The sequence below is a fragment of the Pantoea sp. EKM103V genome (assembly GCF_011800365.1).
Lineage (GTDB): Bacteria > Pseudomonadota > Gammaproteobacteria > Enterobacterales > Enterobacteriaceae > Pantoea > Pantoea anthophila.
Genome location: NZ_JAALFQ010000001.1, coordinates 403,688 through 429,314, shown reverse-complemented (window position 1 = coordinate 429,314; position 25,627 = coordinate 403,688). Strand labels below are relative to the sequence as shown.

At 59.0% G+C, this 25,627-nt stretch carries 25 protein-coding genes; 11 read left to right on the top strand and 14 right to left on the bottom strand.

Annotated features, from left to right (window positions below; genetic code table 11):
• The 4 genes from HFD97_RS02155 to mntR form a co-directional block, all read right to left on the bottom strand.
• Positions 1-1,569 (bottom strand): DHA2 family efflux MFS transporter permease subunit, encoded by a 1,569-nt coding sequence (locus HFD97_RS02155; RefSeq protein WP_058957704.1) that lies wholly within the window; start codon positions 1,567-1,569, stop codon positions 1-3.
• Positions 1,566-2,711 carry an HlyD family secretion protein gene (locus HFD97_RS02150; RefSeq protein WP_167431079.1) on the bottom strand — a complete coding sequence of 382 codons (1,146 nt, stop codon included), beginning with the start codon at positions 2,709-2,711 and terminating at the stop codon, positions 1,566-1,568. Before HFD97_RS02150 ends, HFD97_RS02155 begins: the two co-directional genes overlap by 4 nt.
• A gap of 148 nt (positions 2,712-2,859) precedes the next feature.
• Positions 2,860-3,969: an SLC13 family permease gene (locus HFD97_RS02145; protein ID WP_033736361.1), complete on the bottom strand. Its 1,110-nt coding sequence runs from the start codon at positions 3,967-3,969 to the stop codon at positions 2,860-2,862.
• Between the two features lie 20 nt (positions 3,970-3,989).
• Positions 3,990-4,448, bottom strand: a complete 459-nt coding sequence (mntR, locus tag HFD97_RS02140; protein WP_003850512.1) for a manganese-binding transcriptional regulator MntR — start codon at positions 4,446-4,448, stop codon at positions 3,990-3,992.
• 250 nt (positions 4,449-4,698) lie between these two features.
• On the opposite strand from mntR, the gene HFD97_RS02135 reads away from it, so the two are divergent.
• Positions 4,699-4,890: a hypothetical protein gene (locus HFD97_RS02135; protein WP_033736362.1), complete on the top strand. Its 192-nt coding sequence runs from the start codon at positions 4,699-4,701 to the stop codon at positions 4,888-4,890.
• A gap of 235 nt (positions 4,891-5,125) precedes the next feature.
• Here HFD97_RS02135 and ompX read toward each other — a convergent pair whose 3' ends face one another.
• Positions 5,126-5,638, bottom strand: coding sequence for an outer membrane protein OmpX (ompX, locus tag HFD97_RS02130; protein ID WP_009091221.1), 513 nt, complete (start codon positions 5,636-5,638; stop codon positions 5,126-5,128).
• A gap of 368 nt (positions 5,639-6,006) precedes the next feature.
• Here ompX and rhtA point away from each other — a divergent pair, with 368 nt between their 5' ends.
• The 5 genes from rhtA (at position 6,007) to glnQ (ending at position 10,281) form a co-directional block, all read left to right on the top strand.
• The gene (gene rhtA, locus HFD97_RS02125) at positions 6,007-6,921 is read left to right on the top strand and encodes a threonine/homoserine exporter RhtA (protein WP_046101495.1); all 915 of its coding nucleotides are present in this window, start codon (positions 6,007-6,009) and stop codon (positions 6,919-6,921) included.
• Positions 6,922-7,246: 325 nt separating this feature from the next.
• Positions 7,247-7,750, top strand: a complete 504-nt coding sequence (gene dps / locus HFD97_RS02120; protein ID WP_009091225.1) for a DNA starvation/stationary phase protection protein Dps — start codon at positions 7,247-7,249, stop codon at positions 7,748-7,750.
• 328 nt (positions 7,751-8,078) lie between these two features.
• Positions 8,079-8,825, top strand: coding sequence for a glutamine ABC transporter substrate-binding protein GlnH (glnH, locus tag HFD97_RS02115; protein WP_009091226.1), 747 nt, complete (start codon positions 8,079-8,081; stop codon positions 8,823-8,825).
• 77 nt (positions 8,826-8,902) lie between these two features.
• Positions 8,903-9,562, top strand: coding sequence for a glutamine ABC transporter permease GlnP (glnP, locus tag HFD97_RS02110; protein WP_009091229.1), 660 nt, complete (start codon positions 8,903-8,905; stop codon positions 9,560-9,562).
• The gene (glnQ, locus tag HFD97_RS02105; protein ID WP_009091231.1) at positions 9,559-10,281 is read left to right on the top strand and encodes a glutamine ABC transporter ATP-binding protein GlnQ; all 723 of its coding nucleotides are present in this window, start codon (positions 9,559-9,561) and stop codon (positions 10,279-10,281) included. Before glnP ends, glnQ begins: the two co-directional genes overlap by 4 nt.
• Before the next feature lie 306 nt (positions 10,282-10,587).
• Here glnQ and rlmF read toward each other — a convergent pair whose 3' ends face one another.
• Entirely contained in the window at positions 10,588-11,520 is a 933-nt protein-coding gene (gene rlmF / locus HFD97_RS02100; RefSeq protein ID WP_167431080.1) for a 23S rRNA (adenine(1618)-N(6))-methyltransferase RlmF, read from the bottom strand.
• Positions 11,521-11,661: 141 nt separating this feature from the next.
• Between rlmF and HFD97_RS02095 the strand changes: the two genes are divergently transcribed.
• Positions 11,662-12,294 carry a flavin reductase family protein gene (locus tag HFD97_RS02095; RefSeq protein WP_167431081.1) on the top strand — a complete coding sequence of 211 codons (633 nt, stop codon included), beginning with the start codon at positions 11,662-11,664 and terminating at the stop codon, positions 12,292-12,294.
• Between the two features lie 5 nt (positions 12,295-12,299).
• Here the strand turns inward: HFD97_RS02095 and hutH (HFD97_RS02090) are convergent, their stop codons facing one another.
• The 7 genes from hutH (HFD97_RS02090) to hutI all read right to left on the bottom strand — a co-directional run bounded on the left by hutH (HFD97_RS02090) (position 12,300) and on the right by hutI (position 19,248).
• Positions 12,300-13,817, bottom strand: a complete 1,518-nt coding sequence (hutH, locus tag HFD97_RS02090) for a histidine ammonia-lyase (protein ID WP_185155333.1) — start codon at positions 13,815-13,817, stop codon at positions 12,300-12,302.
• On the bottom strand, positions 13,814-14,608 hold the full coding sequence (locus HFD97_RS02085; RefSeq protein ID WP_009091239.1) for an ABC transporter ATP-binding protein: 795 nt from the start codon (positions 14,606-14,608) through the stop codon (positions 13,814-13,816). The genes hutH (HFD97_RS02090) and HFD97_RS02085 overlap by 4 nt, the downstream gene beginning before the upstream one ends.
• 1 nt (position 14,609) lies before the next feature.
• A complete protein-coding gene (locus HFD97_RS02080; protein ID WP_046101491.1) occupies positions 14,610-15,341 on the bottom strand; it encodes an ABC transporter permease in 732 nt (243 codons plus the stop codon).
• An 8-nt stretch (positions 15,342-15,349) separates the two neighbouring features.
• Positions 15,350-16,069 (bottom strand): ABC transporter permease, encoded by a 720-nt coding sequence (locus HFD97_RS02075; RefSeq protein ID WP_167431082.1) that lies wholly within the window; start codon positions 16,067-16,069, stop codon positions 15,350-15,352.
• A gap of 12 nt (positions 16,070-16,081) precedes the next feature.
• Entirely contained in the window at positions 16,082-16,930 is an 849-nt protein-coding gene (locus tag HFD97_RS02070; protein ID WP_009091244.1) for a transporter substrate-binding domain-containing protein, read from the bottom strand.
• Between the two features lie 312 nt (positions 16,931-17,242).
• Positions 17,243-18,034, bottom strand: coding sequence for an N-formylglutamate deformylase (hutG, locus tag HFD97_RS02065; RefSeq protein WP_167431083.1), 792 nt, complete (start codon positions 18,032-18,034; stop codon positions 17,243-17,245).
• Positions 18,031-19,248, bottom strand: coding sequence for an imidazolonepropionase (hutI, locus tag HFD97_RS02060; protein ID WP_167431084.1), 1,218 nt, complete (start codon positions 19,246-19,248; stop codon positions 18,031-18,033). Before hutI ends, hutG begins: the two co-directional genes overlap by 4 nt.
• An 81-nt stretch (positions 19,249-19,329) precedes the next feature.
• On the opposite strand from hutI, the gene HFD97_RS02055 reads away from it, so the two are divergent.
• Positions 19,330-20,685: a formimidoylglutamate deiminase gene (locus HFD97_RS02055; RefSeq protein ID WP_167431085.1), complete on the top strand. Its 1,356-nt coding sequence runs from the start codon at positions 19,330-19,332 to the stop codon at positions 20,683-20,685.
• Positions 20,682-21,224 (top strand): HutD family protein, encoded by a 543-nt coding sequence (locus tag HFD97_RS02050; RefSeq protein ID WP_167431086.1) that lies wholly within the window; start codon positions 20,682-20,684, stop codon positions 21,222-21,224. Before HFD97_RS02055 ends, HFD97_RS02050 begins: the two co-directional genes overlap by 4 nt.
• Here the strand turns inward: HFD97_RS02050 and hutC are convergent.
• Positions 21,208-21,963: a histidine utilization repressor gene (hutC, locus tag HFD97_RS02045; protein ID WP_167431087.1), complete on the bottom strand. Its 756-nt coding sequence runs from the start codon at positions 21,961-21,963 to the stop codon at positions 21,208-21,210. The genes HFD97_RS02050 and hutC overlap by 17 nt on opposite strands.
• 305 nt (positions 21,964-22,268) lie before the next feature.
• Between hutC and hutH (HFD97_RS02040) the strand changes: the two genes are divergently transcribed.
• Together hutH (HFD97_RS02040) and hutU are read left to right on the top strand one after the other, a co-directional pair.
• Positions 22,269-23,819 carry a histidine ammonia-lyase gene (gene hutH, locus HFD97_RS02040; RefSeq protein ID WP_167431088.1) on the top strand — a complete coding sequence of 517 codons (1,551 nt, stop codon included), beginning with the start codon at positions 22,269-22,271 and terminating at the stop codon, positions 23,817-23,819.
• A gap of 15 nt (positions 23,820-23,834) precedes the next feature.
• A complete protein-coding gene (gene hutU, locus HFD97_RS02035; protein ID WP_167431089.1) occupies positions 23,835-25,520 on the top strand; it encodes a urocanate hydratase in 1,686 nt (561 codons plus the stop codon).
• Positions 25,521-25,627: the final 107 nt, after the last annotated feature.

Below are 25,627 nucleotides of genomic sequence, written 5' to 3'. Positions count from 1 at the left end.
TTAGTGTGCTCCTGCACTGCCTTCGCTCTTAATCGGCGACAGCAGCCAACAAAATGGAATCAAAATCAGGGCGACAATACTCAGGCCTGAGAAGACATCGATATAAGCGAGAATGCGCGCCTGCGCGATCATCTCCTGATAAAGCTGACCGGTTGCCAGCGTAACGGGATCGCCAACCGCCGAAGTAAAGTCGCGTATCGCCTGCGCCCAGTGCTGCAGCGTGATGTTGAATTGCTCGTTCAGCGGCGTCATGTTGTGCACCATGTGCGCCGAGCGAACCTGCTCGCGCTCGGTAATAGCCGCGGTCGAGAGCGAAATCCCGATCGATCCGGCCACGTTGCGGAACATGGTAAACAGCGCCGAGGCGTCCGCATTAAGTCGCTGCGGAATGGTGACAAACGCGATGGTGGTCAGCGGAACAAACAGGAAGCCCAGCCCGATCGACTGCGCGCTGCGCATCATCACCAGCGTGGCAAAATCGACATTCGGTGCCAGGGTGGCGGAGTAGAAAAACGCTACCGCCAGACAGCTGAAGCCAAAGGCAATGATGTAACGCGTCTGAACAATCGGCATCAGCTTCAGCACCAGCGGGATCGTCAGCACGATCAGCACCGCACCGGGCGACAGCACCAGACCTGACCAGGTGGCGGTGTAACCCAGGTCCTGCTGAGCCAGCTGAGGCAGCACGACAGAGCTGCCATAGAGGATCATCGCCATGCCCGCCATCAGTAAGCCAGCCACCCAGAAGTTGCGATCCTTCATCACCAGGATATCGACCACCGGTTTGCGGGCATACATCAGCCAGTAGACGGCCCCGACGATGCCGACCAGCGCCAGAATGGCGAACAGCACGATAAAGTGAGAGGCGAACCAGTCCTCATCTTCCCCGCGATCCAGCATCACCTGCAGGCAACCCAGCCCCAGGGTAATCAGGCTGATACCGATGTAATCGATCTTAAGTTTACCTTTGGCCCATTTGCGCTCCCACGGTGGATCTTCCAGCAGCTGATAGATTGCCAGCACGGTCAGCACCCCGACCGGGATGTTGATAAAGAACACCCAGCGCCAGCTGTAGTTATCCGTAATCCAGCCACCCAGCGTCGGGCCAATCACCGGCGCAACGATGATGGCGATAGAGGAGAGACCAAAGGCTTTGCCGCGATCTTCCGCTTTAAAGTAGTCGAGCAGCACAGACTGCTGAACCGGCTGTAAGCCGCCGCCGAAAAAGCCCTGCAGGACGCGGAACAGAATGATCTGCCACAGTTCGGTGGCAATACCGCACAGGAACGAACAGATGGTAAACATCACGATGCAGATCAGGAAAAACTGTTTACGGCCAAACAGTCGGCTGAAGAATGCAGAGATAGGCAGCACGATGCCGTTCGCCACCAGATAGGAGGTCAGCACCCAGGTTGACTCATCGTAACTGGAGGAGAGCGAACCGGCGATATGCGGCAGCGCCACGTTGACGATGGTGGTGTCGAGGATCTCCATAAACACCGCCAGCGTCACCGTGATCGCCACTAACCACGGATTGCTGGCAGGTTTCCAGCTCTGCGCCGTACTCATTCCACCGTCACCTTGGGTTCAACAGAGAGACCCAGTGGCAATGGATGGTTGGGATCGAGCCCTTTATCAATCACGATTTTAACCGGCACGCGCTGCACGATTTTCACGTAGTTGCCGGTGGCGTTTTCTGACGGGAAGGTCGAAAAGCGTGAACCGGAGCCCATCTGAATGCTGTCGACATGCCCTTCCAGCTTCATATCCGGCCAGGCATCGACGCTGATTTCAACTTTATCGCCCGGATTCATGCGCTCAAGCTGAGACTCTTTAAAGTTGGCGGTGATCCAGATGTCCGGTGAGACCAGCGAGAACAGCGAAGAACCAGCCTGCACCAGAGTACCCAGCTGAACATTGCGCTTGGTGATGAAGCCATCATAGGGCGCACGAACCTGGGTATAGGAGAGGTTAAGGTCAGCCGTGCTGAGCTGCGCTTTTGCCTGCCTAACCTGCTGCTGACGCGCTTCAACATTGGTTTCCTGCTGACGAATCTGCAGGGCAACCTGTGACGCGACTTCAACCTGCGCTTTAGCGCTCTGTAACTGCGCCTGCGCCGAGCGTAACTGCGCCGAGGCGCTGTCGATATTGCGCTGACTGGTGGCACGCGGATCGACGCCGCGCTGGCGACGATAATCGGCCTGGGCGTTCAGCAGGTTGGCTTCCGCTTTCGCCTGGTCCGCCAGCGCCTGATCGCGCTGAGCCGGATACTGAACCCGGGACAGGGCCAGCTGCGCCTGCGCCTGATGAAGCTGCGCGACAGCTAAGCCGAGCTGCGCCTGCGCCTGTTCACGCTGGGCACGGTTGTCGCTGGGGTCGATTTCCACCAGCAGATCGCCCTTCTTCACCCGCTGGTTATCGTTTACCAGCAGCTTCACCACATAACCGGACGCTTTCGGCGCAATGGTCACCGCATCGCCTTCGGTAAAGGCGTCGTCGGTGGTTTCAATATTGCGGGTCGTAAACCAGAACCAGAATCCAACGATCAGCATGATCACTACCACGACCGCCAGAATAATCAGCGGCTTTTTACCGGGGCGTTTGCGTTCTGGCTGCTGGTCGTTGTCCTTGTTTTCATCTGACTGACGGTTTTTATCCGTCGCGTTATCGGCATCCTGCTGGTGTTGATCGTGTTGGTTGTTCTCGCTCATAGTTCCCATCACTGGCTAAGGCCCTGATTCCGGGCATAAAGGTCTAGTTAACCTTATATCGGAACCTGACAAAATCCAGCGCAACTTTACGAAACTTGAGAAATGGCGCACGTCCTGCCACCTGATGAGGGTGGCAGGCGGGGTGGGACTAATTGAGCAGCCGCAGCAGCAGCCAGCCGCTGGCCATCGACCAGGCGAGCAGAGGGAGTGAAAACAGGTGGAAACGCCACCAGACGGCCCGATCTTTTGCCATACGCAGCGCAATCAGGTTGGCCAGGGAACCCGGTAGCAGGCCGAATCCACCGATGTTCACCGCCCAGGCGAGCACATCCGTGGGTGGTACCTTTTGCAGCAGCAGAATCGTTGCCGGCACATTACTGATGACCTGTGACAGCCCGATAGCCAGCAGATAGAGCTGTCCATGACCGAAGTGGGAAACCGCATCAAAGTGCGCCTGCATCACCGGCAGACGGGTCAGCAGGAAGACATCAATGAACATGGCGATAAACACCGCCAGCAGGCTCCAGTCAATGCGCAGCAGCACCGGGCGCGCCATGACCAGGAAAGTGGCGAGAATCAGCAGCAGCACCCAGCCGGTGATTTCCAGCTCCAGGCCAGCGATAAACAGCAGGTAGAGCACCACACTGACAATAAACAGCGGTTTCTGCCACTCAGGCTGTTCAGGATTATCATGCTTATCAATCGACCGCTTTGGAAAGCTGAACCAGGTCAGGACCATCAGGCTCAGCAGCAGCCATGCCGCCAGCGGCAGCATCTGCACAATAAACGCGACAACGCTGAGCTTGCCGTGACTCCATAACAGAATATTCTGCGGGTTGCCGACCGGCGTCAGCAGCGATCCGGCATTCACCGCCAGCGCTTCAAAGATGATTAGACGCGAGATGGGCAGATGAGAGAATTTGCGCAGAGTCAGGGTCAGCGGCACCAGAATAAACAGCGCCACATCATTGGTCAGAAAGGTCGAGAGCAGCGCAGCGGCCAGCACCATAAACAGCGCCAGCGCACGTTCATGCCGGAAACGCGCAATCAGCCGTCCCCCCAGCACATCAAAATAGCCGCTGGTTTCCAGCCCTTTGGTCAGGATCAGCAAACCGGTCAGCGTGATGATGGTGTGCCAGTCTACGGCACCTGGCAGATCGCCCCAGCGGAAATCCGCCAGAAAAGCCAGAACCACACCCAACACGATTAATAAATGCAAAATAGAGTCGTGCAAAAAAGATCGAAGCAGTTGAGGCATGATGAGGGTACGCCTTAGCGTTAACGGGTTTCGGAGAACTTCTTAAACACAGCCAGAGTTTCATCACTGACGTGATGCTCAATCCCTTCTGAATCACGTCGGGCAGTTTCAGGACTGATGCCTAACGCCAGCAGAAAACTTTCAACAATATGATGACGGGCACGACTCTCTTCGGCCAGCTTCTCCCCTTCGCTGGTCAGAAAGACCCCGCGATAAGGGACCTGCTCGACCAGTCCGGCACTGCCCAGTCGTTTCAGCATTTTTGCCACGGTCGGTTGTGACACACCCAGGCGGGCTGCCATATCGACCTGACGTGCTTCGCCAAATTCACCAATTAAATCAGAGATTAGCTCAACGTAGTCATCAATTAACTCCCGACGATGCGCTTCACGCACCTGCCGAAAACCTTCGACATGCTCTTCAATATCTTTCAGTGGTCCTTTTGGCGCAGAAACCACGCTTTTAGCACGACGACTCATTCAGCTTCCTCATTATTATTTCCCGTACGGGCACTGCTGTACGGATTTAGCTGCGCTTATTGTAAACCAGCCGCAAAGAAGCTCAAATTTTTCCTCGTTAGCCTTGGCTAAAGGATATAGCCAGTGCTATATTTGTTGATAATGTAAGCAGCACACAGAGGATCCTTTGCGATCCTGGGTGGATCCGGTGATGGCGTATCTCACCCCAGGCTGCTGACGACCGCGTCGACAATGATTGGGAGGTGATTCTATGAGCACCCTGAAATGTTGCTTAGATTGCAGCAAATGCTTCCAGGCTGAGAAGAGAACAACCACGGAGATGAAATCCTGGCTGTGCCTGCTGACGCGTTCCCCCTTCACGCTGCGTCTGATGTTGATTGAGAAACTGCTGGGCCACAAACCTGCCGATCGTCGCTGTCAGAAGCTTATCTGGCGCGGCTGACCCCTTTTCAGCGCCTCTCAGCCCGGGAGGCGCTCTCCCCTTCTGCTTATTTTCTTTTCTCTTATTTCGCCTGACACTTTGCGCGCTCAGCGGGCATCACGCTGCCGGCTATGAGGGCACAGAGATTGTCAGCTGGGGAAGAGAAAGGCGGGAGCCTGCATGGCAGGGAGAACATCGGCACAATAAAAAACGGCCCCATGAGGGGCCGTTTTTTGGCGGGTCAGCTAAGCTAAACTTAGAAGCTGTAACCTACGCCAGCGATCCAGGTACCCACGTCCACATTGCGGATGCGGCTCTGCTCGTAGCCAACGTCCAGCGCGACGTCCTGAATTGGGTTAAACTGCAGACCAGCACCGTAAGAGAAACCTACGTCGCTTGAATCAGTTTTAGCGCGTGAAGAAGTATCGTTCTGCTGGAATTTACCGTAGCCGATACCTACAACACCGTAGATGCTCGCCCAGTCGTTCAGACGGTAAGCAGGACCACCGGTCACACCGTAGTACTGGCCTTTGTTGTAAACGCCAGCTTCAGTGCGGTCTTTTTCGGTGTAGGTGAATGAACCGATCCAACCCAGTGGGTTAGAACCGTCTTCATAGCGGTATTTCAGGTTGAAGCCGTTAGCTTTGTTAGCCACGCCCTGATAGTCGCTCTGCGCGTAACCACCAGTTACGGTGCTCTGTGCCATTGCTGAACCTGCAGATACTGCCAGTACACAGGCTAATGCTGAAAGACATGCAATTTTTTTCATAACCACCTCAAATGTGAAAATACTTCTCTCCTGACAACGCTGAAAATATAACAAAAAATAGCGAGAAACTCTGCCCGGATTTTGTTGTCTAACAGAAAGTTTGGTGTAACAGGACGTTAATGCGACATCCTATGTCATTCATTTTTCTTATAAAATCCGTCATTTTGCTGCAACAATCATTTTGTGCTGAATCCCCTCTTTAAGTTAAATCCTAAAAAATCCTGACATTTCTTTACCAAAATGGCACTGAATTCGGGCAAAAACTGCGCAACCCGCTCGCATTTAAAACGCAAATTCGTGATTTTTTAGCCGCTCTTTCCTTTACACTGGTCGACTGATTTCGTTGATGACCAGGAAAAGTGAACAGGATGTCTGCCTCTCCCGCTGCTAAAAACCTTACCCCGATTTTATTGCCGGTCGCCGTACTGCTGATTGCGATGCTGTCGCTTCAGGGCGGTGCATCCCTGGCGAAGTCACTGTTTCCTGCCGTTGGGGCGACCGGGATCACCGCCCTGCGCCTGGGATTTGGCACACTGATACTCTGCATAATTTTCAAACCCTGGCGTTTACGCTTCAGCCGCGAGCAGCGTCTTCCCCTTCTGATGTATGGTCTGGCGCTGGGCACAATGAATTTCACGTTCTATCTGGCCATCCGTACGGTGCCGCTGGGTGTGGCGGTGGGTCTGGAGTTTACCGGCCCGCTGGCGCTGGCGCTGTTTGGTTCACGCCGGCCGCTCGATTTTGTCTGGGTGGTGCTGGCCGTGATTGGCCTGTGGTTCCTGCTGCCGTTTGGCACAGGCATGACCGCCATTGACCCCGTGGGGGCCGCGCTGGCTGTCGCTGCCGGAGCCTGCTGGGCGATCTATATCCTGGCCGGACAACGGGCAGGCGCGGAGCATGGCCCTGCTACCGTGGCAATCGGCTCGCTGATCGCCTCGGTTATTTTTGTGCCACTGGGACTGACCTTTGCCGAGAGTGGCATCTGGAACTGGGCGGTTATGCCCATCGCGCTACTGGTCGCCCTGCTCTCCAGCGCTATCCCCTACTCGCTGGAGATGGTCGCACTGACCCGCTTACCGGCGCGCATCTTCGGCACGCTGATGAGTCTCGAGCCGGCGATGGCTGCCTTTTCAGGGATGCTCTTTCTGGGGGAAACGCTGAGTGCACTCCAGTGGCTGGCGCTGCTGGCTATCATCATCGCGTCGGCAGGATCAACGCTGACGATGCGGCCGAAAAAGAGCCAGCTGAACAACGTGGAATTATCCGGCGACACTCAGAAATAAGCGCGTCCTGCCCGCTGTTATAGCGGGCTAAATAACAATCATGCTCAACATGAGAATTATTCTTAACCGATTCATTCCGCTGCACTTTCTATTTTGAAACAGTCACTTACCTGTTATTTACAAAATACTTTAACTTACTGATTCATAATAAAATTTTCTTTATTTTATATTTTAACATAGTAGTAACCTTCCTGAACCCGAGCGGCACCAGACAAAGAGAGACACTATTTCATCCATTGATAAAGTCGTTTCTGCAAAGTTAAAAAGCGCTGCTATACTTATCCGGTACTTGATTAGGACAACCATCAAAGAGAGGACTGAAACGATGAGTACCGCTAAATTGGTTAAAACTAAATCTTCTGATCTGATTTACACCCGCAATGACGTAGCCGAAGACGAAAAGAAAGCCACCATCGAGGTGCTGAATCGTCTGGTCGTCGAGTTTATTGACCTGTCATTGATCACTAAGCAGGCGCACTGGAACATGCGCGGTGCTAACTTTATCGGTGTACATGAGATGCTGGATGGTTTCCGCACCGCGATTACCGATCATCAGGATACGATTGCTGAACGTGTTGTGCAGCTGGGCGGCGTGGCACTGGGCACCGCACAGGTCGTGAACGACAAAACCCCACTGAAAAGCTATCCGCTGAACATCCACAGCGTGCAGGATCATCTGAAGGCACTGGCCGATCGTTACGCCATCGTTGCTAACGATACCCGTAAAGCGATTACCGAAGTGAAAGATGAAGATACTGCTGACATCTTCACCGCGGCCTCTCGCGACCTGGACAAGTTCCTGTGGTTCATCGAAGCCAACATTGAATAAGACTTAATGCAGTGACTGTGCAGTCAATCAGGCGGGGAAACCCGCCTTTTTTACGTCTGTATAACCCCGTTTTATGACCCTGTTAACAGTTCTTCTCTTCTTCGCTTCAAAGCTTCAACAACTGAGGCACACTACCGCTTGCACCAAAATCGCCACCTGCACCACAATAGAGCACCAAAAAGGTGCAAATGCAGAATAACCTGCAAAATCGCTTCAGCTGTGATATTTAACTCACTGATTTCGCGTATCTTGCAAAGTTGGCATAATTTTTTCATATGACAAGCCGAAAACGCAGGTCCTGCCGCCTGAGTGTAAAAAGGAAAAAATGATGAAGTCACTGTTAAAAGTTTCTGTGGCCGCGCTGGCGCTGGCCTTCTCTCTCTCCTCCACCGCAGCAGAAAAGAAGCTGGTCGTCGCGACCGATACCGCCTTTGTTCCGTTTGAATTCAAACAGGGTGACAAATATGTCGGCTTTGATGTGGATCTGTGGGATGCGATTGCCAAAGAACTGAAGCTCGATTACACCCTGAAGCCGATGGATTTCAGCGGCATCATCCCTGCCCTGCAGACACGTAATGTCGATCTGGCGCTGGCGGGTATTACCATTACTGAAGAACGTAAAAAGGCGATCGAGTTTTCTGATGGCTACTACAAAAGCGGTCTGCAGGTGATGGTGCGTAACAACGAAAACAACATCAAAGGCATCAGCGATCTGAATGGCAAAGTGGTCGCCGTCAAAAGCGGCACCGGCTCTGTAGAGTATGCGAAAGCCAACATCAAATCGAAAGATCTGCGTCAGTTCCCGAACATCGACAGCGCCTACATGGAGCTGGGCACCAACCGTGCTGACGCCGTGCTGCACGACACGCCAAACATCCTTTACTTCATTCACACCGCCGGTAAAGGCCGCTTTAAAGCGGTGGGCGATTCAATCGAAGCGCAGCAGTATGGTATTGCCTTCCCGAAAGGCAGCGACGATTTACGTGAGAAAGTCAACGGCGCGCTGAAGACCCTGAAAGAGAACGGCACCTACAATCAGCTTTATAAAAAATGGTTCGGCACTGAACCAAAATAATAATTTGTCCGTGAATTAATTTGAGCAGGGAAACTTTTCCCTGCTTTTTTCCATCGCAACATATCTGGAGTGACACCATGGAGTTTGACTGGAGCGTCATCTGGCCCGCCATGCCAGCGCTGCTCGAAGGCGCTAAACTGACCTTAATTATCTCAATCATCGGCCTGTGTGGCGGTCTGCTTATCGGTCTGGTGGCCGGTTTTGCCCGTGCTTATGGCGGCTGGATCACCAATAACATCGCACTGGTGTTTATCGAAATCATCCGCGGCACGCCTATCGTGGTGCAGGTGATGTTCATCTACTTTGCCCTGCCAATGGCGTTTCCCGACCTGCGAATCGATCCCTTCAGTGCGGCGGTCGTAACCATCATGATTAACTCCGGCGCTTACATTGCCGAGATCACCCGTGGTGCCGTGCTGTCTATCAACAAAGGCTTCCGCGAAGCGGGTCTGGCGCTGGGACTGTCGGGCCGTGAAACGCTGCGCTACGTGATTATGCCGCTGGCGCTGCGCCGTATGCTGCCGCCGCTGGGTAACCAGTGGATTGTCAGCATTAAAGATACGTCGCTGTTTATTGTTATCGGTGTGGCTGAACTGACGCGTCAGGGTCAGGAGATTATTGCCGGTAACTTCCGCGCTCTGGAAATCTGGAGCGCCGTCGCGATCATCTATCTGGTGATTACGCTGGTGCTGAGCTTTGTGCTGCGCCGCATTGAGAAAAGGGTGAAAATCCTGTGATTGAATTTAAAGATGTCTCCAAGCATTTTGGTCAGACCCAGGTGCTGCACAACATTGACCTGAAAATTAACCAGGGCGAAGTGGTGGTCATTATCGGTCCTTCCGGTTCCGGTAAATCGACCCTGCTGCGCTGCATTAACAAGCTGGAAGAGATCACCAGCGGCGAGCTGATTGTGGATGGTCTGCGCGTCAACGATCCGAAAGTCGATGACCGCCTGATTCGTCAGGAAGCGGGCATGGTGTTTCAGCAGTTTCATCTGTTCCCGCAGATGAGCGCGCTGGACAACGTGGCGTTCGGTCCGATCCGGGTGCGCGGTGCCAGCAAAGAGTCGGCACGCCAGCTGGCGCGCGAGCTGCTGGGCAAAGTGGGCCTCGCCGAGCGTGCGCATCACTTCCCGTCTGAGCTTTCCGGCGGTCAGCAGCAGCGTGTCGCGATTGCCCGTGCGCTGGCGGTGAAGCCGAAGATGATGCTGTTTGATGAGCCGACCTCCGCGCTTGACCCGGAGCTGCGTCACGAAGTGCTGAAGGTGATGCAGGACCTGGCGGAAGAAGGCATGACGATGGTGATTGTGACCCACGAAGTCGGCTTCGCTCAGAAGGTGGCCTCGCGTCTGATCTTTATCGACAAAGGCCGGATTGCGGAAGATGGCGATCCCGACAGCCTGATCAGCAATCCCCCGAGTGAGCGTCTGCGCGAATTTCTGCAGCACGTCTCCTGATAAAAACGGGCCGCTTAGCGGCCCGTTTTTATTGTTGGCAAAGTCTGCCCTGCCCAGCTGTGAGACCGACCCTGCGAAGGGAACACGGGCAGATCGGAAAGTCGCTTAAACCATCCCTGGTCGCTCGGCCCGCGCCGTCCATGGCGCGGGACGCTTTACTCCTCTGCCCGTGTTCCCTGCGCTATTAGCTAATGTGTTGCTGCAAGAGCAACCCCGATTGGGTTTGTCAGCAGTCTGAAACGGCCGCATCGCAGCACGTCTTTTTTCTCAGCAGATAGATTCCTGCTACCTGCGTAATGAGATGCCTCAGTTCCCCAGGCGACTCAGCAGCTTGCTGCGCTGGGCAGCAGGCATAAAACTCCACGCCAGGAAGCGGCTCTGCTTCTGACCCTGCGCCATGTTGACCACCCGCACCTCAGCCACGTCGAGCGCCTGCAGCTGTTTTTCCAGCGCGGGCAGATTCTCTTTGCGCGATACCAGTGAGGTAAACCAGCCAATCTGACGACCGAAGGCCACGCTCTCGGCGATCATCCTGCCGATAAAGGCTTTTTCACCACCGGAATACCACAGCTCATTATGCTGACCGCCAAAGTTGAGCGGCGCCTCTTTATCGAGTCCGAGATTGCGTGATTTACGTTGCGATCCCGCCGCGGCCTCCTCCGCCGACGCGTGGAAAGGCGGGTTGCACATGACAGCACTGAAAAATTCGTTTTTGCTGATCACGCCCGCCAGCACCGCGTCGCTGTTTTTCTGACGACGCAGACGGATCTGGCGCGTCAGGCGCGGATTCGCGGCCAGGATGCGGTTGGCCGCTTTGAGTGCAACCTCGTTGATTTCAGTGCCGGTAAAGCGCCAGCCATATTCCGCCGCGCCAATCAGGGGATAGATACAGTTTGCGCCGCAGCCCACATCCAGGATGTCCGCCGCAGGGATTACGCCGTTGTTATCCAGCGCCAGCAAATCCGCAAGGTAGTGCAGATAGTCGGCTCGTCCCGGCACCGGCGGACAGAGTGAGCCGGGGGCCAGCTGCCAGTCGATATCATAAAACAGTTTGATCAGCGCCTGATTCAGCAGCATCACCGCCTCGGGGTCCGCAAAATCCACCGACTGCACACCATACCCGTTGGGCCGGACTTTGGCCGCCAGCGGCGGATGCGCGGCGGTTAACGCGGCAAAATCGTACTCGCCCTGATGGCGATTGCGGGCGTGGAAAGGCGAGGTGCTGGCTGACTTTTTCATACGTTCTCTCAGTTATTCAGGCGCGCGTACAATACGCTGTAGGCGAGCGAAAATAAACCCGCACCATCCGCTTACCGCTTTCCGATTCGACAGGCCATGCTGTCGCGCTAAGATTAATCATTATTCCCCGTTGGAGAGGTTATGAGCCAGAAACGCTATTCTTATCAACCCCGTGCCGGTCACGGTCTGCCGCACGATCCGCTGAATGCCATTATCGGCCCGCGCCCGATCGGCTGGATTAGCTCAGTCAGCGCCAGCGGCCAGCGCAATCTGGCACCCTACAGCTTCTTTAACTGCTTCAGCTATCATCCGCCGATTATTGGTTTTGCCAGCAGCGGCTGGAAAGACAGCGTCCGCAATATTGCTGAGACCAGAGAGTTTGTATGGAACCTGGCGACCCGCCCGCTGGCGGAAGCGATGAATGAAAGCTCAGCGTCGCTGCCTGCCGATCAGGATGAGTTCACCTTCGCCGGTTTAACGCCGCAGGCTGGTTCCCAGGTCAGCGCCAGTCTGGTGGCAGAGAGCCCGGTCAACTTTGAGTGTCGCTTAACACAGCTGATACAGCTGCAGGATGCCGATGACAACCCGCTCGACAGCTGGCTGGTCATGGGCGAAGCGGTGGCGATCCACATCAGTGAAACGCTGCTGGAAGAGGGCATATATCAGACGGCCAAAGCGGAGCCGATTCTGCGCGCCGGGGGACCCAGCGCCTATTACGGCATCAGTGAAGCCCAGCGCTTCGACCTGGTCCGTCCGGACGCCCGCCGGTCATAACCCGCCTATCCCTCAAGCGCATCGCACCGGTGCGCTCTGATCTGTTCTGCCGCGCGGGCGATATCAGGCGCCAGCCAGCGATCCTGCTGCCAGCACGCCACCACCTGCCGTAACTGCTGCCACGCACGCCGCGTTCCTGCGGCCAGCTGGGATTCACCGTGAAACTCCAGCGCCTGCGCCGCCAGCAGATACTCAATCGCGAGGATGTGCCCGACATTGCTGACCAGCTTCAGCAGCTTCAGTGCCGCACCGGTGCCGAGGCTCAGATGATCCTCCTGTAATCCCGACGTGACAAAGTTGTCGAGCACCGCCGGCTGAGCGAGCTGGCGGTTCTCCGCGCAGAGCGACGCCGCCACATATTGCGCAATCATCATGCCGGAGTTGACGCCCGGCTCGGCCACCAGAAACGGCGGCAGACCGCTGACCAGCGGATTCACCAGCCGATCAAGCCGTCGCTCCGCGATGCTGCCCAGCTCCGCCAGCGCAATTGCCAGCAGGTCGCAGGCCATCGCCACCGACTCGCCGTGCGGGTTCGACTGCGACACGACGCGCCAGGCGTCGGGGGTGCCCAGAATCAGCGGATTGTCGGTAGAGGCGTTGAGTTCGGTCTCCACCTGACGGACCGCATGGGTGAACTGGTCGCGACAGGCACCGTGAACCTGCGGCATCGATCGCAGGCTCATCGCATCCTGTGTCCGGATACCGAGGCTCGCTTTCAGCAGCGGGCTGTCACTTAACAACTGGCGCAGACGTTCGCCGCTGCGCTGAATCCCTGGACTGGCTTTCAGCGCCAGCACCTCAGGATCAAACGCCACCAGCTGGCCACGCAGCGCTTCAAAGCTCATCGCGCCCGTGACATCCGCCCAGTCCAGCAGACGCGCCGCATCATCCAGCGCCAGGCAGGCTAAGCCGGTCATGCACGGCGTGCCGTTTACCAGACTCAGCCCCTCTTTCGCGCCAGGCCGGTAGGGCGTCAGCCCTGCCTCCGCCAGCGCCTGCTCTGCCGGGACGACGCTGCCCTGCCACTCCACCTCACCGATGCCGATCAGCGTCAGCCCGATATGCGCCATGTGGGTCAGATAACCGACCGACCCCTGTGACGGCACCTGCGGGGTAATCCCCAGGTTGAGCAGCGCCAGCAGCTGCTGCACCAGCGCCACCGAGACGCCTGATTTACCGTGGCTGTAGTTGGCGATCGCGGCACACAGGATGGCGCGCACCTCGGCTCTGGCCAGTGTCGGGCCGACGCCACAGGCGTGGCTCAGCAGGGTATTGCGCGACAGCTGGCTCAGTTCATCCTCAGAGAGGGTGATGTTGCACAGCGCACCCAGCCCGGTATTGATGCCATAAGCCACCTGCCCCGTCGCCACGATGGTGCCGACGATCTCGCGGCTCTGCGCAATCCGCTGCCAGGCGCTGTCGCTGAGGGTCAGAGGGGCATCGTGCCGGGCGACCTGCACCAGCGACGGCCAGGTCAGCGGGGCATCGCCCCACACCTGCGGAGGATTCAGCGTGCTGCTCATAACACCGGCTCCACCTGATGATGACGGGAGATGAACTGCCTGAAGCGCGCCGAGCCGCCGTCGCCAAACATCGCCTCCGGCGTGCCCTGACAATCAATCGTGCCCTGATGCATAAACACCACCCGGTTAGAGACGTGGCGGGCAAAGCCCATCTCATGCGTCACCACCAGCATGGTGCGCCCCTCCTCCGCCAGGCTGCGCATCACCTTCAGCACCTCACCGACCAGTTCGGGGTCGAGTGCCGAGGTCGGCTCGTCAAACAGCATCACCTCCGGGTCCATCGCCAGCGCGCGGGCAATCGCCACGCGCTGCTGCTGACCGCCGGAAAGCTGAGCGGGATAGAAATCTTTGCGGTTGAGTAAGCCGACCCGGTCCAGCAGCTGTTCCGCCTGGGCGATGCAGGCTTTTTTGTCGCGCTTCAGTACATAGTGCGGCCCTTCAATCACATTCTGCAGCACCGTCAGATGCGACCAGAGGTTAAAACTCTGGAACACCATGCCAAGCCGGGAACGCAGCCGTTCAATCTGGCGGGGATTAGCGGCCAGCTGATGCCCGCGGGCATGGCGCTTCATCTCAATGGTCTCACCACCGACGCTGACCACGCCCGAATCGGGCGTCTCCAGCAGATTAATGCAGCGCAGCAGCGTACTTTTGCCCGAGCCGCTGGCACCGAGAATCGAGATGACATCACCTTTGTGCGCCTGCAGTGAGATGCCTTTCAGCACCTCCATGGCACCAAAAGATTTGTGGATATCGCTGGCCGACAGCGTGACGGGTGACAAATCAGACATATTACTCTCCTCCGGGGATCGGCTTAGCGGACGGTAACGGCTTTTTTTCCGGTTTGTGCACCGGCGTCAGACGCCGCTCCAGCAGGGCATAGAGTTGCACAATGATGAAATTAAGGATCAGGTAGATCGCCGCCGCACAGAGAAAGACCTCCATGGTGCGGTAGGTGCGCTGGATGATCTGCTGCGCCACCCCGGTGACATCCCACACCGTCACCAGACTGGCGAGCGCGGTCGATTTCACCAGCAGAATCGCTTCGGTAGAGTAGGCAGGCAGCGCGTAACGCAGCATGACCGGCGCGATGATGCGCCGCAGCAGCAGCCCGCGTGACATCCCACACGCCAGCCCCGCCTCAACCTGGCCTGGCGGCACCGCCAGCAGCGCCCCGCGCAGGATCTCTGCGGTGTAGGCGGCGGTGCAGAGCGACAGCGCGAGCACCGCACAGGTGAACGGCTCACGCAGAAATGGCCAGAGGAGGCTGTGGCGGATCACGCCAAACTGCCCCAGACCGTAGTAGATTAGGAACAGCTGGATCATCAGCGGCGAACCGCGAAACACCAGAATGTAGCCGCGGGCAAAGCCGCTGAGCAGCCGCCAGCGGCTCATGCGCAGCGCCAGAATCCCTGTCGCCAGCACGCCACCACACAGAAAGGCGCTGATAAACAGACCGAGCGTCACCGGCAGCGCGGCGCTGAGTTTCAGGAAGGTGTCTGTGAGAAACGCAAAATCGATCATCAATCCCCCTAATGCTGTGCAGCGGTGCGACTTTGCCAGGCGCGCCCCAGACGGGATTCAGCGCGCAGGAAGGCACGGTTGGACAGCAGCGTCAGCAGCAGATAGCAGCCTCCGCCCACCAGATAAAAGGCGAAGTAGTCACGGGTCGAACCGGCGGCAATCTGGCTCGCCCGCATCAGCTCGACGATGCCGGTGACCGACACCAGCGCCGAATCTTTCAGGCTCATCTGCCAGACGTTTGATAAACCCGGCAGCGCATAGCGCGCCACCTGCGGCAGCAGGATGCGTTGCCGGATGCGCCAGCGGGGCATGCCAATCGCGACCGCCGCTTCGATCTCCCCTTTCGCCAGCGCCAGCCGTGCGGCGCGATAGACTTCCGCCTGATAAGAGCCGGAGATAAGCCCGATGGCCAGCGCCCCGATCAGAAACGGCGGCGCTTCGATAAATCCGTCGGCACCAAACAGCTGGCCGATCTGCGTGATCAGCCCCGATCCCCCGAAGTAGAACAGGTTGATCACCAGCAGCTCAGGAATGCCGCGAAAGATCACCGAGTATCCCTCCCCCAGCCAGCGAACCGGCCGGTGGGGAGATAACTTCGCGGCGGCAACGCCCGATCCGACCACCGCCCCCACCACCAGCGCGGCAAACGACAGCAGCAGCGTGGTCAGCGCGGCACTCAGAATCAGCCGTCCCCAGCCGTCCGGGCCAAAACTCAGCAGACTTATCATCAGTTACCTCACTCAGGGTGTGACATCCGTTTTGAACCACTTCTCGCTCAGCTTTTTCACTGTGCCATCGGCCAGTGCGGCTTTGATCGCCTCATCCAGCCGGGCTTTCAGATCGTTATCCGCCATGCGCACGCCCAGCGCCTCTCCCTCACCCCAGATCGGGCCGCCCAGCTGCGGGCCGCTGAAGCTGAGATTGCGGTTCTCGGGCCGCGCCAGCATCGACTGCGCGAAGGTCACGTCGTCAAACACCGCATCAATCCGCCCCGCCTGCAGGTCGAGGATGGCGTCGGCCGAGCTGGTGTATTCACGAACATCCGCCACCTCTTTGAAATATTTGTCGATAAAGGGGGTGTAAACCGTGCCGGAGGCGATACCGATCGTTTTGCCCTTCAGCGCCGCTTTCAGACCTGCAATGGCCGGCTCCACGGTTTTTGCGTCGTCGGTCAGCTTGATAATCTGGCTGTCGGCAGGCAGCAGGCTCCCTTTCAGGGTGATGAAGGTGGCAGGCGTCGAGGCGTAAGGCAGGGTGAAGCTGACCACTTTCTTTCGTTCCGGGGTAATCACGATCGCATCCATGATCACGTCATATTTTCCGGCATTAAGCCCGGCGATCATGCCATCCCAGTTCTGCACCACCAGCCTGCACTGAATCGCCATACGCTGGCAGAGATTCGCCATCAGTTCCGGTTCAAAGCCGCCGAGCTTGCCGCCTGGCAGCGTCAGGTTCCAGGGTTCATAACTGCCTTCGGTGGCAATGGTGATCGACTTCCACTCTTTCGCCTGGGCGCTGACGCCACAGAGCAGCAGAGAGGAAACCAGGGTCGTGAGACATAAACGACGAAGAGTCAGTGGGTGCGTCATACGGTTCTCCTGAAAGTAGCGGCCTGGTGATCGCCCTGACGAGATTTAACATAAATTTCACAGGATGATATGTCATGTATATACAAGCTAACGCAGCGCAGTTCATTCCCGGCTTTACTGTTTTGTGAGCCAGACAGAATTTATGGTGTGATGGAGACGCAGCAGTAGTTGTACATACAACCAAGCAAAGGTTATGCCAGCTCTGCAAAAGGGAAAAAGGCGGCCGGGAGCGCCGTGCAGTCAGGCGGCCTGCACCCGCCTGCACCGGTTCAGCGCGGCGATGCACCGGGGTGGCGCATCGCCGTGGTGGGATTATCGGGGTTTGCCCTCCGCCAGCATGGCGTGGATCAGTGCTTTCAGCGTTTTTTGCAACTGCGCGGCGCGCGCCTGCTGCCAGGCGTAAGGCGGGGTTTCATCCATGTAGTTCAGCTGCGCCAGCTCCAGCTGGACAGCCTGAGTCTGCTGCTGCGGCTGACCATAGGCGCGGGTAATGTAACCGCCTTTAAAACGTCCGTTAATCACCCAGCTGTAGTCGTGCTGCGCGGCGCAGACTGCCTCCAGCGCCGCGCTCATCGCCGGGCTGCAGCTGGCGCCGTCATTGGTGCCAAGGTTGATATCGGGCAGGCGGCCTTCAAACAGGCGGCGAATTTCACTGGCGATGGAGTGTGCATCAAACAGCAGCGCATAGCCGTGCTCTGCTTTAAGCCGCGCCAGCTCCTGCTGGATCTGCTGGTGGTAAGGCTGCCAGATCTGGTCAATGTAGCCCTGACGCTGAGCCGCATCGGGCGTTTTGCCTGGCAGGAAAGTCGGGGTGCCGTCGAACAGGGTTTCCGGGAACAGACCGGTGGTGGCGGTGGTGTAGAGTGGCTGATTATCGGGCGGGCGATTCAGATCGACCACGAACCGCGAGTAACGCCCGATTAATACACTGGCCCCGAGGTCGCGCACGAAATCATAGAGCAGCGGGATATGCCAGTCGGTGTCCGGTAATCCGCGCGCGGCGTCGCTCAGTCCGGCGTCTACCTCGGGCGTCAGTTCAGTGCCGGCATGGGGAATACTGACCAGCAGCGGCAGGCTGCCCCGGGTAAATATGAAGGGATTCATTGGGGTTCTCCACGATAGATAACGGTACAGGGCAGCTCACCGCCCAGCCAGTAAACCAGTTCCGCCGGACGGGCCAGCGGCCAGTGAACGAAGTTTGCCACTTTTCCCGCCTCCAGCGAGCCGTGGCTGTCAGCCAGCCCCAGCGCTTTTGCGCCCCACAGGGTCACGCCCGCCAGCGCCTCTTCCGGGGTCATGCCGAACAGGGTGCAGCCCATATTGAGCATCAGACGCAGCGACAGTGCCGGTGAGGTGCCGGGATTGGCATCGCTGGCCAGCGCCATCGGCACCCCGTACTGCCGGAAGAGATCCACCGGGGGACGCCGGGTTTCCCGCAGCAGATAGAAAGCGCCCGGCAGCAGCACCGCCACGGTGCCGTGTGCCGCCATCGCTTTCGCATCCTCCTCGGTGGCGTATTCAAGGTGGTCGGCAGAAAGGGCACCGTAACGGGCCGCCAGGGCCGCTCCCCCCAGCGATGAGAGCTGCTCCGCGTGCAGCTTCACCGGCAGACCGAGCGCCACCGCCCGATCAAACACCCGCGCGACCTGCTGCGGTGAAAAGGCGAGATGTTCACAGAAGGCGTCTACCGCATCCGCCAGTCCCAGCGCCTGCACCTGCGGCAGCAGCCGTTCGCAGATGAGTTCGACCCACCCCTCCGGGTCATGCTTAAACTCCGGCGGAAAGGCGTGGGCGGCCAGGCAGGTGGCACGGACATCGGCGGCCACGCTCTGCCCCAGCTGGCGAATCGCCCGTAGCATCCGCAGTTCGCTCTCCTCATCCAGCCCGTAGCCGGACTTGATCTCCACCGTGGTGACCCCCTCTGCCAGCAGGCGGTCGAGCCGCCAGCGCGCCGACGCCACCAGCGCCTCCTCCGTGGCGGCGCGGGTCGCCCGTACCGTCGAGAGGATGCCGCCGCCCTGTGCGGCAATGTCGGCATAGCTGACGCCATTCAGGCGCTGTTCAAATTCCTGACTGCGGTCACCGCCAAACACCAGATGGGTATGGCAGTCCACCAGTCCCGGCGTCACGATACCGCCCGGCAGATGATGATGCCGCGCGGCGACGAAGGCGGGCATCTCAGCCGCCGGGCCGACCCACACCAGCTTACCCGCCCGCACCGCCATCGCCCCCTCAGGTATCAGGTGGTACTTTCCGTCCCGCATGGTGACCAGATCCGCCCCGGTCCAGACCGTCTCTACCTGCATCTCTTCCGCCATCGCTGCCTCGTGCCTCCACCGTTTACACTGTCTCTTAAAGTATGTATATGTATATACAACTACATCCGACGAGGATCAACCATGGCGACTTTTTTTGCCCCGCGCGCACTGCTGGCGGAGGGCTGGCAGCAGCAGGTACGTATCACGGTCAATCAGGCCGGTTTTATCGACGCTCTTACCCCGGAGAGCCACGCCGATCAGGCGGTGCTGCTCAACGGCGAGGTGATCCCGGCGATCGCTAATCTGCACTCGCACGCCTTTCAGCGCGCCATGGCCGGTCTGGCGGAAGTGGCGGGCGATCCGCAGGACAGCTTCTGGACGTGGCGTGACCGGATGTACCGCATGGTGCAGCGCCTGACGCCGCAGCAGGCGGGCGACATCGCCGCCCTGCTCTACATTGAGATGCTGAAAGGGGGTTACACCCAGGTCGCGGAGTTTCACTATCTGCATCACGATCCCAGCGGCGCGCCCTATACGGATGACGCCATGCTGCAGCAGCTGATCGACGCCGCCGAACTGGCCGGTATCGGCCAGACGCTGCTGCCGGTGCTCTACAGCTACAGCGGCTTTGGCAGCCAGCCTCCGGCTGCCGGGCAGAAACGCTTTATTCAGCAGACCGATCGTTATCTGCAACAGCAGGCGCGACTGGATGCGTGGCAGTGGCAGCGGCCCCTGCTGAACCGCGGCCTCTGTTTTCATTCGCTGCGGGCCGTCAGTGAAAGTCAGATGGAGACGGTGCTGGCGGAGAGCGATCCGACGCTGCCGGTGCATATCCATGTGGCGGAGCAGCAGAAAGAGGTGAATGACTCGCTGGCGTGGAGCGGCGAACGCCCGGTGAGCTGGCTGCTGAACCGTTTTGCCGTGGATGCACGCTGGTGCCTGATCCACGCCACTCATCTGGATGAGAGCGAGCTGACGCGCCTTGCCCGCAGCGGTGCGGTTGCCGGTCTCTGCCCCACCACCGAAGCGAATCTCGGTGACGGCATTTTTCCGGCGGTGGAGTATATCGCGCAGGGGGGACGCTGGGGCATCGGCTCCGACAGCCATGTCTCGCTCAGCGCCCAGGAAGAGCTGCGCTGGCTGGAGTATGCGCAGCGACTGCGCGATCAGCGCCGCAACCGCATTACCCTGCCCGGCCAGCCGTCGGTCGGCGATCTGCTGTGGCAACAGGCGGCGGCAGGCGGTGCACAGGCGTGCGGCATTCAGCAGGGAACGCTGGCGGTGGGGCAGCGCGCCGACTGGCTGGTGCTGCGCGATGAGGCGTGGCTCGGCAGCGTGGAATCTCAGGCGCTGCTGAACCGCTGGCTGTTTGCCGGTCAGCGCGATCAGATTCGGGACGTCTACGTGGCGGGTAAGGCGGTGATCGTCGATGGCGAGCATCCCCATCAGGCGGCGTGTGCCAGACGCTTCCGTCAGGCCATGGCAGCCCTGCAATGATCGCCCGCTTCTCTTACGCTGACCTGGCGGTCAGCCGCTGGCGCAATGGCGGTGGCGAGACCCGCGAAATTGTCAGCTTTCCGCCCGGTGCGGAATCCTTTGGCTGGCGCGCCAGCATTGCCACCCTGGCGCAGGATGGCCCCTTCTCAGCCTTTCCGGGCATTGATCGGATCATCACCCTGCTGCACGGCGACCCGGTCCTGCTTACCGCGCCAGGCGCAGCGCATCGGTTAATGCCGCAGCAGCCCTGGTCATTTGCCGGCGAACTGGCCCTGACCGCGCAGTTGCAGGGCAGCATCAGTGAAGACTTTAACATTATGACGCGGCGGGAGCAGTGGCAGGCCACGGTTGAGGTGGTTACCGCCCCCGTCAGCAGCCTGCACGGGGTTGCCTGGGTGCTGGCAGGCGCGTGGCGGAGCGATGACGGGAAACAGCTGACCGCCCGACAGGGCGCATGGTGGGTCGATGAGGCGTGCAGTTTCATGCCCGACAGCCGGGACGCCCGGCTGCTGTTTACCAGGCTTAGCCGTGTCCCCTGAAGCGGCCCAGCAGTTTGTAACGTGAGCCGGGATAGAGCAGCCGCGCGTAGGTCACGATTTTGTTGTCGCTCCAGGTCTGACGGCGGATCAGCAGGCAGGGTTCGTGCTCATCCAGCGACAGATGTTTGCGCTGACGCACATCGGGCAGCACCGCCTCGACAATGTGCTCGCCCGCCGTCAGCGGCGCAACCCGCATCAGATAGGTATACGGGGTCATCTGCTGATAATCCTGCGCCAGATAATCGGGGGCGACCAGCGGATTGACCAGCCTGTCCTCCAGCTGTACCGGCAGATCGTTTTCGTAGTGCACAATCAGCGAATGAAAGAGCGTCTGCCCGGTGGTCAGTCCCAGCACCGCCGCCTGTTCGGGATCGGCTTTATTCTGACCGATGGCGAGAATTTTACAGCTGTGCTGATGACCGCGCTGGGCGATCTCATCGGCGATATTATGCACCTCCAGCATGGCAGTGTAGCCTTTCATCTCGGCCACAAAGGTGCCGACGCCCTGCATCCGGACCAGAAAGCCTTCGCTGGTCAGTTCACGCAGCGCCCGGTTGATGGTCATGCGGCTGACGCCCAGCTCATTAACCAGTTCACTTTCTGACGGCACACGCTGATTCGCTTTCCACATTCCTTCGCGGATCTGGCTGATGATCGCCTGCTTCACCCGCTGATAAATCGGAGCGGGCTCATCGCTCATCGCCGCCGCCAGTTGTGCCAGTGCCGTATGCTCGACCATTTGCTGTTCCTTTTCCTGATAGTGCCTTCAGTTTACTGTCTCACCGCGTGAATGTATATACATCCAGTCCGGCGCGCTGTGCTCCTCTGGTGCAGCGCCCGCCTCCTGATGGTGCAGCCTCCGCCTTCGTTTCCTCACCCACCCCCAGCAGGCAGGCATTCCATTTTTGTGATCGGCCTGGCACGCCCCTTGCTACTTGTATAGACAAGAATAGACACTTATGCTTCACTCGCATTATCCCGCTGGTTCAGGGCAGGAAAAACCGCTCAGCCGTGCCAGCACACTTGTATAGACAGGAGTAGACTATGTCAGGTTCGTCTCAGGCATTGCGCCTGGTGCCGGGCGAGGTAGACCTCGCCACCTTACGCGCCATCTATCAGGGTCACGTGACGCTGAGCCTCGATGACAGCGCGCGTCAGGCGATTGCAACGGCGCAGCAGACCGTGGAGGCGATCGTCGCCTCCGGCAACGTGGTGTATGGCATTAACACCGGCTTTGGCAAGCTGGCGCAGACGCAGATTCCGGCCAGCCGTCTGGCCGATCTGCAACGCAATCTGGTGCTGTCTCACAGCGTCGGGCTGGGGGATCTGCTGCCCGACAATGTCACCCGTCTGGTGGTCGCCACCAAAATCGTCAGCCTGGCCCGCGGCCACTCCGGCGTGCGGATCGAACTGGTGGAGGCGCTGCTGGCGCTGTTTAATGCCGGTGTCATGCCCTGCATTCCGGAAAAAGGATCGGTCGGGGCCTCTGGCGATCTCGCGCCGCTGGCGCACATGTCTCTGATGCTGCTGGGCGAAGGCCAGGTGCGGGTCAAGGGCGCGCTGATCCCGGCAACAGAGGGACTGGCAAGCGTGGGCCTGTCGCCCTTTGTGCTCGGGCCGAAAGAGGGGCTGGCGCTGCTCAACGGCACCCAGGTTTCGACCGCGCTGGCGCTGCGCGGCCTGTTTGAAGGGGAGAATCTGTTTGCCGCCGGTCTGATGGCCGGTGCGCTGTCGCTGGAGGCGATTAAAGGCTCCCTGAAACCGTTCGACGCCCGTATTCATCAGGCGCGTGGCCAGCAGGGCCAGATTGCGGTCGCGGCCGCCGTCAGCAGCCTGATCGAAGGGAGTGAAATTTTGCAGTCCCACACCCACTGTGGCCGCGTGCAGGACCCCTACTCCATCCGCTGCGTGCCGCAGGTGATGGGTGCCTGCCTGGACAATATCCGCCACGCGGCGCGGATTCTGGAAATCGAAGCGAACGCCGCTTCGGACAATCCGCTGGTGTTCAGTGACAGCGGTGAGGTGATCTCCGGCGGCAACTTCCATGCCGAGCCGGTGGCCTTTGCCGCTGACATCCTGGCGCTGGCGATTGCCGAAGTAGGCGCCATCTCTGAACGGCGGCTGGCGCTGCTGCTGGACAGCGGCTTATCCGGCCTGCCGCCCTTCCTGGTGCGTGACGGCGGCGTGAACTCCGGCTTTATGATCGCCCAGGTCACCGCCGCTGCGCTGGCCTCTGAGAACAAGTCGCTGGCCCATCCGGGCAGCGTCGACAGTCTTCCCACCTCTGCAAACCAGGAAGATCACGTCTCCATGGCGACCTACGCTGCGCGTCGTCTCGGCAGCATGTGCTTTAACAGCGCCGCCGTGGTGGGCATCGAGGCGATGGCTGCCGCGCAGGGTATTGAGTTTAACCGGCCGCTGAAAAGTTCTGCGCTGATTGAGCAGGCGTTAGATGAGATCCGTCAGCAGGTGGCCTTCCTGGAGGAAGATCGCCTGCTGGCACCCGATATCGACGCCATGCGTCAGTGGGCAAGTCGCGCTGACTGGCCTCAGGCATTGACCGCGCTGCTGCCGAGCATGCGCTCCACTTCTTGAATTAAGGAATCTGTAATGAGCGAAACTCTTTCTCAGGCTGTGGCACGTGAGATTCGTGCGCCACATGGCACTACGCTGCACTGCGCTAACTGGCTGATTGAAGCGGCTTACCGCATGATTCAGAACAACCTTGACCCCGATGTGGCCGAGCGGCCGGAGGATCTGGTGGTTTACGGCGGCATCGGGAAGGCGGCACGCAACTGGGAATGCTTCGAGCAGATCCTGCGTTCCCTGCAGCTTCTGCAGCCGGACGAGACCCTGCTGATCCAGAGCGGCAAGCCGGTCGGTGTCTTCCGCACCCACGCCGACGCGCCGCGCGTGCTGCTGGCGAACTCCAACCTGGTGCCGCACTGGGCAAACTGGGATCACTTCCATGAGCTGGATAAAGCGGGCCTGATGATGTACGGCCAGATGACGGCAGGCTCCTGGATCTATATCGGTGCGCAGGGCATCGTGCAGGGCACCTACGAAACCTTTGTCGAAGCGGGACGTCAGCACTACAACAACGACCTGAGCGGACGCTGGATCCTCACCGCCGGACTGGGCGGCATGGGCGGCGCGCAGCCGCTGGCCGGTGTGCTGGCCGGTGCCTGTGTGCTGGCGATTGAGTGCCAGGAGTCGCGCATCGATTTCCGCCTGCGCACCCGCTACGTCGACTACAAAGCCACCACGCTGGATGAGGCGCTGGCGTTGATCAGCGACGCCACCGCCGCAAAAAAAGCGATTTCTGTCGGTCTGCTGGGCAATGCCGCTGAGATTCTGCCGGAGCTGGTGAAACGCGCCAGGGCGGGCGGGCCGAAGCCGGATATCGTGACCGATCAGACCTCGGCGCACGACCCGATCAATGGCTATCTGCCGATTGGCTGGGATCTGGCGCGCTGGGAGCGGGAGCGTGTTTCCCAGCCGAAAGCAGTAGAGAAAGCGGCGCGCGCCTCGATGGCGGTCCACGTCCAGGCGATGCTCGACTTCTGTCATATGGGCATTCCGACCGTGGATTACGGCAACAATATCCGCCAGGTGGCGCTGGATGAAGGTGTCAGCAACGCCTTCGATTTCCCCGGCTTTGTGCCCGCCTATATCCGTCCGCTGTTCTGTGAAGGCAAAGGCCCCTTCCGCTGGGTGGCGCTGTCAGGCGACCCGGAAGATATCTATAAGACCGACGCCCGACTCAAAGAGCTGTTCCCGCATCACAAAACGCTGCATCGCTGGCTCGATATGGCGCAGGAGCGCATCGCCTTCCAGGGACTGCCTGCCCGAATCTGCTGGCTGGGGCTGGGTGAACGGCATCTGGCCGGTCTGGCATTCAACGAAATGGTGCGCAACGGCGAGCTGAAAGCGCCGGTGGTGATTGGCCGCGACCATCTCGACTGTGGTTCGGTCGCCTCACCGAACCGCGAAACCGAGGCGATGAAAGATGGCTCTGATGCGGTCTCTGACTGGCCGCTGCTGAACGCGCTGCTGAACACCGCAGGCGGCGCGACCTGGGTCAGCCTGCATCATGGCGGCGGCGTGGGCATGGGCTTCTCTCAGCACTCGGGTGTGGTGATTGTCTGTGACGGCAGCAAAGAGGCGGATGCGCGTCTGGGTCGGGTGTTATGGAACGATCCGGCGACCGGGGTGATGCGTCATGCCGACGCCGGGTATGAGCTGGCGCAACAGTGCGCCGCAGAGCACGACCTGAACCTGCCCATGCAGAAGTAACACCCTGACCGGGGCAGGCCGCAGCCTGCCCCGGCTTTCAACCTCACGCTTTGCACCCGGCAGCCGGACTCTGACATCACTTCCTTATTACTTATTCCATTTTGATT

What these genes read in the sequence shown, in the direction of transcription:
- HFD97_RS02155 (WP_058957704.1), bottom strand. Translation starts at nt 1,569, where the DNA reads ATGAGTACGGCGCAGAGCTGGAAACCTGCCAGCAATCCGTGGTTAGTG.
- HFD97_RS02150 (WP_167431079.1), bottom strand. Translation starts at nt 2,711, where the DNA reads ATGAGCGAGAACAACCAACACGATCAACACCAGCAGGATGCCGATAAC.
- HFD97_RS02145 (WP_033736361.1), bottom strand. Translation starts at nt 3,969, where the DNA reads ATGCCTCAACTGCTTCGATCTTTTTTGCACGACTCTATTTTGCATTTA.
- mntR (WP_003850512.1), bottom strand. Translation starts at nt 4,448, where the DNA reads ATGAGTCGTCGTGCTAAAAGCGTGGTTTCTGCGCCAAAAGGACCACTG.
- HFD97_RS02135 (WP_033736362.1), top strand. Translation starts at nt 4,699, where the DNA reads ATGAGCACCCTGAAATGTTGCTTAGATTGCAGCAAATGCTTCCAGGCT.
- ompX (WP_009091221.1), bottom strand. Translation starts at nt 5,638, where the DNA reads ATGAAAAAAATTGCATGTCTTTCAGCATTAGCCTGTGTACTGGCAGTA.
- rhtA (WP_046101495.1), top strand. Translation starts at nt 6,007, where the DNA reads ATGTCTGCCTCTCCCGCTGCTAAAAACCTTACCCCGATTTTATTGCCG.
- dps (WP_009091225.1), top strand. Translation starts at nt 7,247, where the DNA reads ATGAGTACCGCTAAATTGGTTAAAACTAAATCTTCTGATCTGATTTAC.
- glnH (WP_009091226.1), top strand. Translation starts at nt 8,079, where the DNA reads ATGAAGTCACTGTTAAAAGTTTCTGTGGCCGCGCTGGCGCTGGCCTTC.
- glnP (WP_009091229.1), top strand. Translation starts at nt 8,903, where the DNA reads ATGGAGTTTGACTGGAGCGTCATCTGGCCCGCCATGCCAGCGCTGCTC.
- rlmF (WP_167431080.1), bottom strand. Translation starts at nt 11,520, where the DNA reads ATGAAAAAGTCAGCCAGCACCTCGCCTTTCCACGCCCGCAATCGCCAT.
- HFD97_RS02095 (WP_167431081.1), top strand. Translation starts at nt 11,662, where the DNA reads ATGAGCCAGAAACGCTATTCTTATCAACCCCGTGCCGGTCACGGTCTG.
- hutH (WP_185155333.1), bottom strand. Translation starts at nt 13,817, where the DNA reads ATGAGCAGCACGCTGAATCCTCCGCAGGTGTGGGGCGATGCCCCGCTG.
- HFD97_RS02085 (WP_009091239.1), bottom strand. Translation starts at nt 14,608, where the DNA reads ATGTCTGATTTGTCACCCGTCACGCTGTCGGCCAGCGATATCCACAAA.
- HFD97_RS02080 (WP_046101491.1), bottom strand. Translation starts at nt 15,341, where the DNA reads ATGATCGATTTTGCGTTTCTCACAGACACCTTCCTGAAACTCAGCGCC.
- HFD97_RS02075 (WP_167431082.1), bottom strand. Translation starts at nt 16,069, where the DNA reads ATGATAAGTCTGCTGAGTTTTGGCCCGGACGGCTGGGGACGGCTGATT.
- HFD97_RS02070 (WP_009091244.1), bottom strand. Translation starts at nt 16,930, where the DNA reads ATGACGCACCCACTGACTCTTCGTCGTTTATGTCTCACGACCCTGGTT.
- hutG (WP_167431083.1), bottom strand. Translation starts at nt 18,034, where the DNA reads ATGAATCCCTTCATATTTACCCGGGGCAGCCTGCCGCTGCTGGTCAGT.
- hutI (WP_167431084.1), bottom strand. Translation starts at nt 19,248, where the DNA reads ATGGCGGAAGAGATGCAGGTAGAGACGGTCTGGACCGGGGCGGATCTG.
- HFD97_RS02055 (WP_167431085.1), top strand. Translation starts at nt 19,330, where the DNA reads ATGGCGACTTTTTTTGCCCCGCGCGCACTGCTGGCGGAGGGCTGGCAG.
- HFD97_RS02050 (WP_167431086.1), top strand. Translation starts at nt 20,682, where the DNA reads ATGATCGCCCGCTTCTCTTACGCTGACCTGGCGGTCAGCCGCTGGCGC.
- hutC (WP_167431087.1), bottom strand. Translation starts at nt 21,963, where the DNA reads ATGGTCGAGCATACGGCACTGGCACAACTGGCGGCGGCGATGAGCGAT.
- hutH (WP_167431088.1), top strand. Translation starts at nt 22,269, where the DNA reads ATGTCAGGTTCGTCTCAGGCATTGCGCCTGGTGCCGGGCGAGGTAGAC.
- hutU (WP_167431089.1), top strand. Translation starts at nt 23,835, where the DNA reads ATGAGCGAAACTCTTTCTCAGGCTGTGGCACGTGAGATTCGTGCGCCA.